A 12,236-nucleotide genomic window follows, 5' to 3' on the forward strand; every position below is an offset into this window, starting at 1 on the left:
GCTGTCATGACTGTGCCTGCAAACGGAAGCGAACGCTTTGATCTCTGGGCGCCGGAAGCGGGCACGGTCACGCTGCTCGCCGGCGGCCAGGAGCACCCGATGGACCGCCGCGCCGGGGCCGGCGCGGCGGGATGGGACGGCTGGTGGACGGCCGCCGGCGCTCCGGCGTCCGGCGACGTGGACTACGGCTACCTCCTCGACGGGGACACGACGCCGCTGCCTGACCCGCGGTCCCGGCGTCAGCCGGAAGGCGTCCACTCGCTGTCCCGGACCTTCGACGCCGGAAGCCACGAGTGGGCCGACGGCGCGTGGGCGGGACGGGAGCTGGAGGGCTCCGTGATCTACGAGCTGCACCTGGGGACGTTCACGCCCGAAGGAACCCTTGACGCGGCGGCCGGCAAGCTGGACTACCTGGCGGAACTCGGCGTCGACTTTGTCGAACTCCTGCCCGTCAATGGCTTCAACGGGACCCACAACTGGGGCTACGACGGCGTCCTCTGGTACGCCGTCCACGAAGGCTACGGCGGTCCCGCGGCTTACCAGCGCTTCGTGGACGCCGCCCACGCGGCAGGCCTGGGCATCATCCAGGACGTCGTCTACAACCACCTCGGCCCCAGCGGCAACTACCTGCCGCGCTTCGGACCGTATCTGAAGTCGGGGGAGGGCAACACGTGGGGTGACTCCGTCAACCTGGACGGCCCCGGCTCCGACGTCGTGCGCCGGTACATCCTGGACAACGCCGCCATGTGGCTGCGGGACTACCACGTGGACGGGCTCCGGCTCGACGCCGTCCACGCCTTCAAGGACGAGCGGGCCGTCCACCTCCTGGAGGAATTCGGGGCCCTCGCGGACGCCGTCTCGGCCGAAACGGGCCGCCCGGCGACCATGATCGCCGAGTCCGACCTGAACAACCCGCGCCTGTTCTACCCGCGCGGGGTGAACGGCTACGGCCTGGCCGGGCAGTGGAGCGACGACTTCCACCACGCCGTCCACGTCAACGTCAGCGGCGAGACCACCGGCTACTACGAGGACTTCAACTCGCTGGGCGCCCTGGCCAAGGTCCTGTCCAAGGGCTTCTTCCACGACGGCAGCTACTCAAGCTTCCGCGGACGGCATCACGGCCGGCCCATCGACGAGTCCCTGGTCCGTCCGGCCGCCCTCGTGGTCTGCAACCAGAACCACGACCAGATCGGCAACCGCGCCACCGGTGACCGGCTGTCCCAGACGCTGGGGTACGGGCCCCTCGCGCTCGCAGCCGTCGCCACCCTGACATCCCCGTTCACGCCCATGCTGTTCATGGGCGAGGAGTACGGCGCCACCACCCCCTGGCAGTTCTTCACGTCCCACCCGGAACCGGAGCTGGGCAAAGCCACCGCCGAGGGCCGGATCAGGGAATTCGAACGCATGGGGTGGGACCCCGCCGTCGTTCCCGACCCGCAGGACCCGGCGACCTTCACGCGCTCCAAACTCAACTGGTCCGAAGCTGCCGAGGCGGACCACGCCCGCCTTCTGGAGCTTTACCGCGCGCTCATCGCCCTGCGCCGCTCGACGCCGGAGCTCACGGGCCTCGGCTTCGAGGGCACCGAGGTGGACTTCAGCGAAGAGGACCGCTGGCTCCTGCTCCGGCGCGGCCGCACCCAGGTGGCCATGAACTTCTCACCCCAACCCCTGTTGCTCGGCGTCCGGGGCGGCACGATCGCCCTGGCCACCGACGACGCCGTCCGGCTCGACTCTTCCGCAGGAGACGGCGGACAGCTCGAGCTTCCAGGCCATAGCGCCGCCATTCTCACCAATGAGGCAGGATAGAACGTATGACTTATTTGGCAGCTGACACCCGCTACGATTCCATGCCCTACCGCCGCGTGGGACGCAGCGGACTGAAACTCCCCGCCATCTCGCTGGGCCTGTGGCACAACTTCGGCGACGACAAGCCGTTCGAGACCCAGCGAGCCATCCTCCGGCGCGCCTTCGACCTCGGCGTCAACCACTTCGACCTCGCCAACAACTACGGGCCGCTCGCCGGTTCGGCCGAAACCAACTTCGGCCGGCACCTGAAGGATGACTTCGCGCCCTACCGCGACGAACTCATCATCTCAACGAAGGCCGGCTACAACATGTGGCCGGGCCCCTTCGGCGAATGGGGATCCCGCAAATACCTCCTCGCCAGCCTGGACCAGTCGCTGAACCGCATGGGCCTGGACTACGTCGACATCTTCTACAGCCACCGCCCGGACCCGGAAACCCCGATGGAAGAGACCATGGGCGCGCTGGACCAGGCCGTGCGCTCCGGTAAGGCCCTGTACGCCGGCATCTCCTCCTACACCCCGGAGCAGACCCTCGAGGCGGCCCGGATCCTGAAGGACCTCGGCACGCCGCTGCTGATCCACCAGCCCAGCTACTCCATGCTGAACCGCTGGACCGAGAACGGCACCCCGAACCTCTACGAGGCGCTGGAGCAGGTCGGCGCAGGCTCCATTGCGTTCTCCCCCCTGGCGCAGGGCATGCTCACCGACCGGTACCTCAACGGCATTCCGGCCGACTCGCGCGCCGCGCAGGAGAAGTCCCTCGCCGAGTCCACGATCACCGAGGACAAGCTCAACCGGGTGCGGGGCCTGCAGCGGATCGCCGAAGGGCGCGGCCAGTCGCTCGCGCAGATGGCCATCGCCTGGATCCTCCGCGAACAGGGCAAGGGCTCCTCCGTGACCTCCGCCCTCGTCGGCGCCTCCAGCGTCCGCCAGCTCGAGGACACGCTGTCCGCCATCAACAACCTCGGATTCTCGGCCGGGGAGCTCGACGCGATCGACGAGTTCGCCGTCGAGTCCGACATCAACCTGTGGGCGCAGAAGTAGCTCCCTGATCCGCCGCTGTGGCGGGGGCGCCGGTGCCGTTGGGAACAACCACGGCCCCGGCGCCGTTGACTAGAATGCTAAGGGCGCCGTATGGCGCCGTGCCCGCCTGCCGCCGTCGCGCATCAGAGTGCGTCCGCGCCGGGCACGTGAAGTTTGTCCTCAAAGGAGTTTCGTGTCTTCAAATCCGATTCGTGTTGCAATCGTTGGCGTAGGTAACTGTGCCGCTTCGCTGGTCCAGGGCGTCCAGTACTACAAGGATGCTGATCCCCAGGCCACGATCCCGGGTCTGATGCACGTGGAGTTCGGCAAGTACCACGTCAACGACGTCGAGTTCGTCGCAGCGTTCGACGTCGACGCCAAGAAGGTCGGCCAGGATCTGGCGGACGCCATCCTTGCCAGCGAAAACAACACCATCAAGATCGCCGATGTCCCGCCGACCGGCGTCACCGTCCAGCGCGGGCCCACTCTCGACGGCCTCGGCAAGTACTACCTCGAGACCATCGAACAGTCCACCGCGGAGCCGGTCGACGTCGTCCAGGCCCTCAAGGACGCCAAGGTAGACGTTCTGGTCTGCTACCTGCCGGTTGGGTCCCAGGAAGCCGCCGAGTTCTACGCCCAGTCCGCAATCGACGCCGGCGTGGCGTTCGTCAATGCGCTGCCGGTCTTCATCGCCGGGACCAAGGCGTGGGCAGAGAAGTTCACCGCTGCCGGCGTGCCGATCGTGGGGGATGACATCAAGAGCCAGATCGGTGCCACCATCACGCACCGCGTCATGGCCAAGCTGTTCGAAGACCGCGGCGTCACCCTGGACCGCACCTACCAGCTGAACGTCGGCGGCAACATGGACTTCAAGAACATGCTGGAGCGCGACCGCCTCGAGTCCAAGAAGATCTCCAAAACCCAGGCCGTCACGTCCAACGTGGAAGCCGACATCGCGCCCCGCGACGTCCACATCGGCCCGTCGGACTACGTCCAGTGGCTCGATGACCGCAAGTGGGCCTTCGTGCGCCTTGAGGGCCGGAACTTCGGCGACGCTCCCGTGTCGCTGGAATACAAGCTCGAGGTCTGGGACTCACCCAACTCCGCCGGGGTCATCATTGACGCCATCCGTGCCGCCAAGATCGGCCTGGACCGCGGTATTGGCGGGCCGCTGCTCTCCGCGTCGAGCTACTTCATGAAGTCCCCGCCGGAGCAGTTCAACGACGACCTCGCCCGTGAAAAGGTCGAGGCCTTCATCCGCGGCGACCTGGAGCGCTAAACCCCGTTCCTCCTCCCTTCCCTCCCCGACGCTCCCGCACTTCTGGCGGGTCCGCCGCCGACGCTCCCTCACTTAGGTGGGGGAGCGTCGTGGTTTCCGGAGTCCGCCGCCGACGCTCCCTCATTTCCGGTCGGCCCGGACCCGATCCTCCCTCACGTCGGGTCGGCCCGGACCCGATCCTCCCTCACGTCGGGTCGGCCCGGACCCGATTCTCCCTCACGTCGGGTCGGCCCGGACCCGATTCTCCCTCACGTCGGGTCGGCCCGGACCCGATCCTCCCTCACGTTGTGCAGGTGTCGGCGGTTCGCTCCCTCAGCCGGGCCGGAAAAGCCTGCGGCGATCGACGGGCTGACGTACCCGGTGCGGAGAATCCGTTTGATCCTGGCGGTCGCGCCCGCGAAGCCGTCCGCAAGATCACCTTTTGTCAGGAGGAGCACAGTCCAGCCCGCTGTCTCGAAGGCCTTGTCCCGGCGGCGGTCGCTGAAGATCTGGGCGGGGAGCAGGTGGTGTCCGCCGTCGTACTGGATGGCAAGCCGCCGACGGCGATACCCAAGGTCCGCAGTCGGGGAACCCGGGGTCCCCGGGCGCAGCAGGAGCTGCAGCTCAGGTTCCGGGAGACCGGCGTCGCACATCGCCAGGCGTAGCAGTGTTTCCGGGCCTGAATCTGATCCCACTCGCATCAAGCCGAGGGCCGCCCGGGCGCGAACGATTCCCTGCAGATTCGGATGCCGGTTCACCATCGATCGCAGTCCATCGATGGTTGCGTATGGCTCGCTCCGTCCCTCCAAACCGAACCGGGGAATCCGAACAAGTTCATCGCCCATGCATACCAGTTCGGACAAGCCCAACCGCCGGGCGAGGTCCAGCCAAGTCCGGGGACGCGTGCTGATCCGGATGCCGTCCGCAGTTTCGACCTCGTCATCTAAAGCCAGAACCGTGTGCCCGACGATGCCTTTGCGCCGGACCTCGGGCAGCGCCCTCGGCTTGCTCAGGTGCAGCTCCTCAGAGTCCGAGAGCCAAGGAGGCAAGAGCTGACATCGCAGCCTGGCGGCCGTGACGTGCGAGATCCAAGCCCCTGGAGACGCGGCGGACAGCGCGCGAGCCGCCGTCTCCAGCTCGAAGCTCCAGTCCGCAGGCCGATAAAGACCCCGGCTGATGTGGCAGATGTCGGACTGTCGGAGTCTGGCTCTCGGCACTCCCAAAGACCGGGCAGCCGCGATGGTGAAGGGTGCTGCGCTGAGTGAACCAGGCAGCTGCGCTCGCGTTGTCATGCTGGCATTGTGAACGCAATTGTTGAGCCGTGCTGGAGTTATCCACAGTCTCCCTTATCGACTCGGGGCGGCAGGCCCGGGTTTCGGCGATTCCGTCACGAGCACAGGTCCGGAGGTGGGGGAGCGACGCCGGGAGGGACGCCGGATGTGGGGGAGCGACGCCGGGAGGGACGCCGGAGGTGGGGGAGCGACGCCGGGAGGGACGCCGGATGTGGGGGAGCGACGCCGGGAGGGACGCCGGATGTGAGGGAGGGTCGGGTTAGAAGAGGCCGACGGGGTTGCCTTCCGCGTCGACGTCCATCCGCATCGCCGCCGGGACCTTGGGCAGGCCCGGCATGGTCATGACGGCGCCGGTGAGGGCCACGATGAATCCCGCCCCGGTCTTGGGGATGAGGTCCCGCACATGGACCGTGAACCCCTTCGGCGCACCGAGCCGTGTGGCGTCGTCGCTGAAGGAGTACTGGGTTTTCGCCATGCAGACAGGCATCCCGGACCAGCCGTTCTTCTCGATCTCGGCCAGCCGTTTGAGCGCGGGCAGGGAGAAGTCCACACCGTCGGCGCCGTAGATTTCCTGCACGATGGTCCGGATCTTGTCCTCCACCGGCATCTCGAGCGGGTACAGGTGCCGGAAGCCGTGCGGGGTGTCGATCGCCGCGGCCACTTCCGCCGCCAGCTTGTCCCCGCCGTCGCCGCCACCGCCGTGCCCCCAGACGTCGGCCACGGCCGCGTGGACGCCCTCGGCCGCGCACCACTCCAGCAGCCAGTCCAGTTCCTCCGGGGTGTCTGTGACGAACTTGTTGACCGCCACGACAGGAACAATGCCGAACTTCTCGACATTGCGGATATGGCGCTGAAGATTGACGACGCCGGCAGCCAGCGCCTCCACGTTGGGCACCTTGAGCTCGTCCTTCGCGACGCCGCCATGCATCTTGAGGGCCCGGACGGTGGCCACGAGCACGACGGCGGACGGCGCGACGTCTCCGACCCGGGCCTTGATGTCCATGTACTTCTCGGCGCCGAGGTCGGCACCGAAGCCTGCCTCCGTGACCACGATGTCCGCCAGGCTGCGGGCCGTCTGGGTGGCAATGAGGGAGTTACAGCCGTGGGCGATGTTGGCGAAGGGGCCGCCGTGCACCAGGGCCGGAGTGCCGGCGATGGTCTGCACCAGGTTGGGTTTGATGGCGTCCTTGAGCAGCATGGTCAGTGCGCCCTGGACGCCCAGGTCGGCGACCGTGACCGGCTCCCGTGCGTATGTGTAGCCGAACGTGATCCGGCCCAGCCGCTCCCGGAGATCCCCGAGGTCCGTGGCGAGGCAGAACACAGCCATGATTTCGGAGGCCACGGTGATGTCGAATCCGTCCTGCCGCGGAATGCCCTGGGTCGGGCCGCCCAGTCCGATCACGACCTCCCGGAGCGACCGGTCGTTCATGTCCAGCACACGCTTGAAGGTCATGCGCCGGGGATCGATGTTGAGCTCATTGCCCTGGAAGATGTGGTTGTCCACGAGCGCCATCAGGGCATTGTTTGCGGACGTGATGGCGTGGAAGTCGCCGGTGAAGTGGAGGTTGATCTCGTCCATGGGCAGCACCTGGGAGTAACCGCCGCCCGCGGCTCCGCCCTTCATGCCCAGGATCGGGCCCAGCGAGGGTTCGCGCAGCGCGATCATGACTTTGTGCCCCGCACGGGCCAGGGAGTCCGCCAGTCCCACGGTGATGGTGGACTTGCCCTCACCCGCGGGCGTGGGGGACATCGCCGAGACCAGGACCACCTTGCCGGGGGCGCGCCGGGCGCCGGACGCGGCGAGTTTCGCGGGATCGATCTTTGCCTTGTAGCGGCCGTAAAGCTCCAGGGCCTCGGCGTTGATGCCGGCCGCGGCCGCGACCTCCTCGATCGGCTTCATGACGGCCCGCTGGGCAATCTCGAGATCGCTCGGAACGGTGTTCCCTGGCACGGTGGTTTCAGACATCGTTGTCCTTCGGCTTGCGGCGTCGCTGGGTCCGGCCTAGGGCGTGTGGCCCACCGGGATGTTCATGCTTCCAACGTACTGTGCCACAGCGGCGTGGTAGCTCTCTAGCGTAAGTGCGGCCGTGCGCTGCCAGCCGAACCCCTGGGCGTGCACTGCGGCCGCACGGCCCATGTCCGCCCGCGTGTCGGGGTCGTCATAGAGGGCTTCCAGGGCGTCCGCCCAGTCGGCGGCCTTGTGCCCCTCCACGAGCATCCCCGTGCGCCCGTCGAAGACGGCGCGGGACAGGCCGCCCACTTTGGTGGCGACGACCGGCGTCCCGCAGGCCTGGGCCTCCAACGCCACGAGGCCGAAGGATTCACTGTAGGACGGCATCACCACGACGTCGGCCGAGCGGTACCAGCCGGCCAGCTCCGGTGCGTTGACCGGCGGGTGGTGGGTGGCGACGTCGTCCATTCCCGCGGCGCTGATCAGTGACGTGAGGTCGAAGTCCTTCGCCCCGCTTACGGCTCCCAGGATGGTCAGCTGCAGATCGATGTCCGGGCGGCGGGAGCGTAGCAGTGCGGCAGCCTTGATCAGGACCTGCGGGCCCTTGAGCCGTTGGATCCGTCCGGCGAACAACAGATGGAACCTGCCCGCCGGGACACCGTGTTCGGTCCGGGCCCGGGTCCTGAACGCCGGACTGAACACTGCCAGATCCACGCCGGGCGGAGCCACATCAATGCGGTCGATGTCGGCGTTGTAGTGCGAGACGAGCTCGGCCGCTTCCGTGCCCGTGTTCGCGATCAGCCGGGCGGCCCCGTCGACAATCCGCTGCTCGCCGTCCTCGCGCCGTCGCGGCTCCGGCAACTCCCCGGATTCCAGCAGCAGGTTCTTGACCTTCGCCATGGTGTGCATCGTGTGCACCAGGGGCACGTCCCACAGCTGAGACAGCTCAAGCCCGGCGACCCCGGACACCCAATAGTGCGAATGGACGACGTCATAGCGCCCGTGCGGCTGGAGCTGCCGGATCCGGTCGATTTCGGCCACCATGCTGTGCAGGAGTTCGGGAAGCTCCTCCTTGGGCAGCTTCCGCGGCGGGCCGGCCAGGACGTTATGGACGCAGACGCCCGGGGAGGGATGTTCGACGGCGGGCTGCCCGGCTGCCGTGGACCTCGTGAAGATCTCCACCTCGACGCCGGTCTCCGCGAGGGCCGCTGCCAGCGCCCGGACGTAGACGTTCATTCCGCCGGCGTCGCCCGAGCCGGGCTGCTCCATCGGCGAGGTGTGCAGGGAAAGGAACGCCACGCGGCGGATCAGCGGCATTGTTTCCCTTCCCTCGACTTCGTGGCCATGTGAACGGCGCCTGAACTTGGATTCGATAAAACACTACTCCTGAAGTGGCAGGGGGTTCACAGGACCGGCGACAGGGCCGGGAGAGCTGCTAACGTGGCCGCTGTGAGCGCAACCACAGAACCAGGATCCACGGTGGCCGGCTGGGAAATCCGCGAGGCCACCGCACAGGACTGGCCGGGCATCTGGTCGATCCTGGAGCCCGTCATCCGGGCCGGGGAGACCTTCACCTGGGACCGGGACACCACCGGGGACGAAGCCCGTGGCCGGTGGTTCAAGCAGGCGCCCGGACAGACGTTCGTCGCCGTCGGGAAACGCGCCGGTGGCGGCGCCGGTGCAGTGCTCGGGACAGGGGAACTCCACGCCAACCAGGGCGGCGGCGGCAGCCACGTCGCCAACGCCGGCTACATGGTCCACCCGGACCACGCAGGCAGGGGGTTGGCCCGCGCCCTCTGTGCCTACTCGCTCGACGCCGCCCGCGCCGCCGGCTTCCGGGCCATGCAGTTCAATGCCGTGGTCGAGAGCAACGTCCGGGCCGTCGCCGCGTGGAAGTCGATGGGATTCGAGGTCCTCGCCACCATCCCCGAAGCGTTCGACCACCCGCGGCTGGGCTACGTGGGCCTGCATGTGATGTACCGCAAGCTCTAGCTCCAGGTGCCGCGCCCGAACGTCCCGCTGCCGCGCCCGGCGCCCGGCGCCGCTGCCGCCTGCGCTCCCGCGTCAGTCCCGGCCGCGCCAGAGCTGCGCGAGCTCCGGGAACGCGGCCTCGTACCCGGTGAGCAACTTCCCGGCGAGGGCGTCCGAATCCACGAGCGGGTGCCGGGCGAAGGCGGCGAGGGCCGCATCCCGGCTGCCGGTCGTGGCCGCCAGCACCACAAGGCGCTCGACGTCCTTGACGCGCCGCATGAGAGCCAGCTGCGCGGGGGCCGGGCGCTCCTGCGGCAGCGGGACCACGCCGTCGGGCGCCACCCGGCAGGGGACCTCGACGACGGCGTCCGCCGGCAGCCCCGGCACGGCCGGTGCAGCCCCCGGTCCCGGGAGCGTGTTGACAGTATTCAGGATCAGCTCCGTCTCGCCGCGCTGCGGGGAAGCACCTGGCTGAGTGCCGGGGAGGGCCCCAGGGGAGAGGGCCCGCATGGCGGCAAGGGCGACGCGTTCGTAGCCGCCACCGGCGAGGTCGGACTCGTCCCGACGCTCGCCCGCCTGCCGGGCCTCCGCCAGGTACCCCTCTTCGCGGGACCGGCGCGCGGCATCCCAGAGCGGATACGCGGCCGGACCGGCGTCCCGCAGCCGGGGATAAAGCTCCGCCTGCTGCCGCTCGATGCTCTCCCCGCGCGTGCGGTCCAGGGCGCGGATTCCGGCCACGGCGCGGGCGGTCTCGTAGTAGTAGTAGAGGTACTCGTTGGGCAGGCAGCCCAGGCCGGCGAGGAACTCCTGGCCGAACAGGCGGCCTTCCTCGAAGCCGGCCAGGGCCGGGGAGTCCGCCAGCAGGTCCGGGAGGACGTCCCGGCCGGCAGACTCGAGCCGGTACAGCCAGCCCAGATGGTTCAGACCGGCGTAGCCCACGCCGTCGAGCCTTCCCGCCGGGAGCGCGACGCCGGCGGCGTTCGCCGCACGGTACACGAGGCCGCCGGCGGAGTCGCAGATGCCGATCACGCGGCTGCCGACCACGGGGACGAGGGCCTCCGTGACCATGCCTGCCGGGTTGGTGAAGTTGAGCAGCCATGCCCCGGGGCAGAGACGCCGCATTTCGGCCGCCAGCTTCAGCATCGGCGGGATGGACCGCAGGGCGTAGGCGATGCCGCCGGCGCCGGTTGTCTCCTGGCCCAGGAGTCCCAGGTCCAGGGCGACGCGCTCGTCGGCGGTCCGCCCTTTGGTGCCGCCGGGCCGGATCGCGGCAAACACGACGTCGGCGCCGTCGAGGGCCGCTGGCAGGGATGAGGTGGTGCGGACCGCAGGAAAGCGGCCCGGGGCGGACTGTGCGAAGGAGGCCAGGACCGCCTCGATCGCGGCCAGCCGGCCGGCGTCGACGTCGTAAAGTACCAGCTCCCTGACCAGCCCCTCAAAGGGGCCGGACGAGAGCGCCCGGTAGATCAGCGGGACCCGGAACCCGCCCCCGCCGGCAATCGTGAGCCGCATGCGGGCAGTCTACTCGCAGCCTCTCCGCCACGTCCCGCGCCTTGCCTTTCCACTGGTAGAACGACGGCGTAGTGTGCCATACATGGACGCGAACCCAAGGCGGCGCTTTGACCCGCTCGCAGCGGTCCGCACCCCGGTGGCGGAGGGGTTCGATCTGCTCCTGACCGGCACCGTGTTCCAGGACATCATTTTCACCGGGCTGCCGCACGCCCCCCGGGCCGGGACGGAAATCTGGAGCGACGGGATGGGCAGCTGCCCGGGCGGGGTGGCCAACCAGGCGATTGCTGCGGCGCGGCTCGGGTTGCGAACGGGGCTGGCGGCCGCGTTCGGGGACGACGGTTACGGGGACTACAACTGGAAGATCCTGGCTGCCCAGGAACATGTGGACCTGTCCCTGTCCCGCCGTGTGCCGGGCTGGCATTCGCCGGTTACAGTGTCCTTGAGTGTGGAGAAGGACCGGTCCATGGTGACGCACGGGCACCCGGCGCCGGTGACTTCCACGGAGCTGATCGGTTGTCCGCCGCCGGCGCTGGCCGCCGTTGCCGAGCTGGGTGAGGAACTCGAGCCGTGGGCCCTTGATGCGCGCAAGGCAGGCGTCCGGCTGTTCGGCGACGTCGGCTGGGACCCCACCGGCGCTTGGTCTGCGGCCCGGCTGGACAACTTGCAGTACTTCCACGCCTTCATGCCGAACCAGCGCGAAGCCATGGCGTTTACCGGCCGCGACGACCCCTGGTCCGCGCTGTATTCGCTGGCAGACAAAGTGCCCGTGGCAGTCGTGACGCTTGGCGCGCAGGGGTCCATGGCGGTGGACTCCGAAACGGGCGAGGAAGAGTGGGTGCCGTCCCTGCCCGTCGCGGCCTACGATCCGACCGGCGCCGGGGACTGCTTCGGCGCCGCCTTCATTGTGGGCTGCCTGGCGGGCTGGCCGCTCGGGGACAGGCTCCGTTTTGCCAACCTGTGCGCCGCGCTCGCCGTGCAGGAAGTGGGCGGTTCCCTCGCTGCGCCCGGCTGGGGCGACATCGCCGACTGGTGGCAACGGGCCAACGCCCGCAAGGAACGCCAGAACAGCCAGTGGCTGCGCCGGTACTGCTTCCTGGAGGAGATTGTCCGCGACGTGCCGCCGGAGGCGCAGCGGCGTGCGACAGCGACCATCGCGCACCTTTCCGACGCCTAGGCGTATTCTCCCGCTCCGCCACGGTTGGACATGCTCCGCGTTCGGGCGCGGGGGTGGGCATGCTCCGCGTTCGGGCGCGGGGGTGGCATGAGGGTGTTTTGTGCCCAGTGCTGGGTGCCAGGACTGGGCATGTCCTCCGGGGGGGACGCTCCCGGGCCTGGTCACGGTTGGGCATGCTCCGCGTTCGGGCGCGGGGGTGGGCATGAGGGTGTTGTGCCCAGTGCTGGGTGCCAGGACTGGGCATGTCCTC

At 68.8% G+C, this 12,236-nt stretch carries 9 protein-coding genes; 5 read left to right on the forward strand and 4 right to left on the reverse strand.

Annotation, left to right across the window (positions count from 1 at the left end; genetic code table 11):
- Positions 1-6 precede the first annotated feature (6 nt).
- From treZ to AC1DES_RS02420, 3 genes are all read left to right on the forward strand, one after another.
- A complete protein-coding gene (gene treZ / locus AC1DES_RS02410) occupies positions 7-1,806 on the forward strand; it encodes a malto-oligosyltrehalose trehalohydrolase (RefSeq protein ID WP_476894063.1) in 1,800 nt (599 codons plus the stop codon).
- Positions 1,807-1,811: 5 nt separating this feature from the next.
- Positions 1,812-2,849 carry an L-glyceraldehyde 3-phosphate reductase gene (gene mgrA / locus AC1DES_RS02415; RefSeq protein WP_476894064.1) on the forward strand — a complete coding sequence of 346 codons (1,038 nt, stop codon included), beginning with the start codon at positions 1,812-1,814 and terminating at the stop codon, positions 2,847-2,849.
- Between the two features lie 172 nt (positions 2,850-3,021).
- A complete protein-coding gene (locus tag AC1DES_RS02420) occupies positions 3,022-4,107 on the forward strand; it encodes an inositol-3-phosphate synthase (protein ID WP_476894065.1) in 1,086 nt (361 codons plus the stop codon).
- A gap of 248 nt (positions 4,108-4,355) precedes the next feature.
- Here AC1DES_RS02420 and AC1DES_RS02425 read toward each other — a convergent pair whose 3' ends face one another.
- The 3 genes from AC1DES_RS02425 to mshA form a co-directional block, all read right to left on the reverse strand.
- On the reverse strand, positions 4,356-5,378 hold the full coding sequence (locus AC1DES_RS02425) for a hypothetical protein (RefSeq protein ID WP_476894066.1): 1,023 nt from the start codon (positions 5,376-5,378) through the stop codon (positions 4,356-4,358).
- A 259-nt stretch (positions 5,379-5,637) separates the two neighbouring features.
- On the reverse strand, positions 5,638-7,344 hold the full coding sequence (locus tag AC1DES_RS02430) for a formate--tetrahydrofolate ligase (RefSeq protein ID WP_476894067.1): 1,707 nt from the start codon (positions 7,342-7,344) through the stop codon (positions 5,638-5,640).
- A 36-nt stretch (positions 7,345-7,380) separates the two neighbouring features.
- Complete coding sequence (gene mshA / locus AC1DES_RS02435; RefSeq protein ID WP_476894068.1) at positions 7,381-8,646, reverse strand: D-inositol-3-phosphate glycosyltransferase; 1,266 nt, start codon at positions 8,644-8,646, stop codon at positions 7,381-7,383.
- Positions 8,647-8,778: 132 nt separating this feature from the next.
- On the opposite strand from mshA, the gene AC1DES_RS02440 reads away from it, so the two are divergent.
- A complete protein-coding gene (locus AC1DES_RS02440) occupies positions 8,779-9,321 on the forward strand; it encodes an N-acetyltransferase family protein (protein ID WP_476894069.1) in 543 nt (180 codons plus the stop codon).
- 72 nt (positions 9,322-9,393) lie between these two features.
- Here the strand turns inward: AC1DES_RS02440 and AC1DES_RS02445 are convergent, their stop codons facing one another.
- On the reverse strand, positions 9,394-10,812 hold the full coding sequence (locus tag AC1DES_RS02445) for a family 4 glycosyl hydrolase (protein WP_476894070.1): 1,419 nt from the start codon (positions 10,810-10,812) through the stop codon (positions 9,394-9,396).
- 82 nt (positions 10,813-10,894) lie between these two features.
- Here AC1DES_RS02445 and AC1DES_RS02450 point away from each other — a divergent pair, with 82 nt between their 5' ends.
- Entirely contained in the window at positions 10,895-11,986 is a 1,092-nt protein-coding gene (locus AC1DES_RS02450) for a carbohydrate kinase family protein (RefSeq protein WP_476894071.1), read from the forward strand.
- Positions 11,987-12,236: the final 250 nt, after the last annotated feature.

This window comes from Arthrobacter sp. 05T442 (assembly GCF_056395945.1).

Excerpts from the sequence above, each read along its gene's own strand:
- treZ (WP_476894063.1), top strand. The coding sequence starts at position 7 with ATGACTGTGCCTGCAAACGGAAGCGAACGCTTTGATCTCTGGGCGCCG.
- mgrA (WP_476894064.1), top strand. The coding sequence starts at position 1,812 with ATGACTTATTTGGCAGCTGACACCCGCTACGATTCCATGCCCTACCGC.
- AC1DES_RS02450 (WP_476894071.1), top strand. The coding sequence starts at position 10,895 with ATGGACGCGAACCCAAGGCGGCGCTTTGACCCGCTCGCAGCGGTCCGC.
- AC1DES_RS02425 (WP_476894066.1), bottom strand. The coding sequence starts at position 5,378 with ATGACAACGCGAGCGCAGCTGCCTGGTTCACTCAGCGCAGCACCCTTC.
- AC1DES_RS02445 (WP_476894070.1), bottom strand. The coding sequence starts at position 10,812 with ATGCGGCTCACGATTGCCGGCGGGGGCGGGTTCCGGGTCCCGCTGATC.
- AC1DES_RS02430 (WP_476894067.1), bottom strand. The coding sequence starts at position 7,344 with ATGTCTGAAACCACCGTGCCAGGGAACACCGTTCCGAGCGATCTCGAG.
- mshA (WP_476894068.1), bottom strand. The coding sequence starts at position 8,646 with ATGCCGCTGATCCGCCGCGTGGCGTTCCTTTCCCTGCACACCTCGCCG.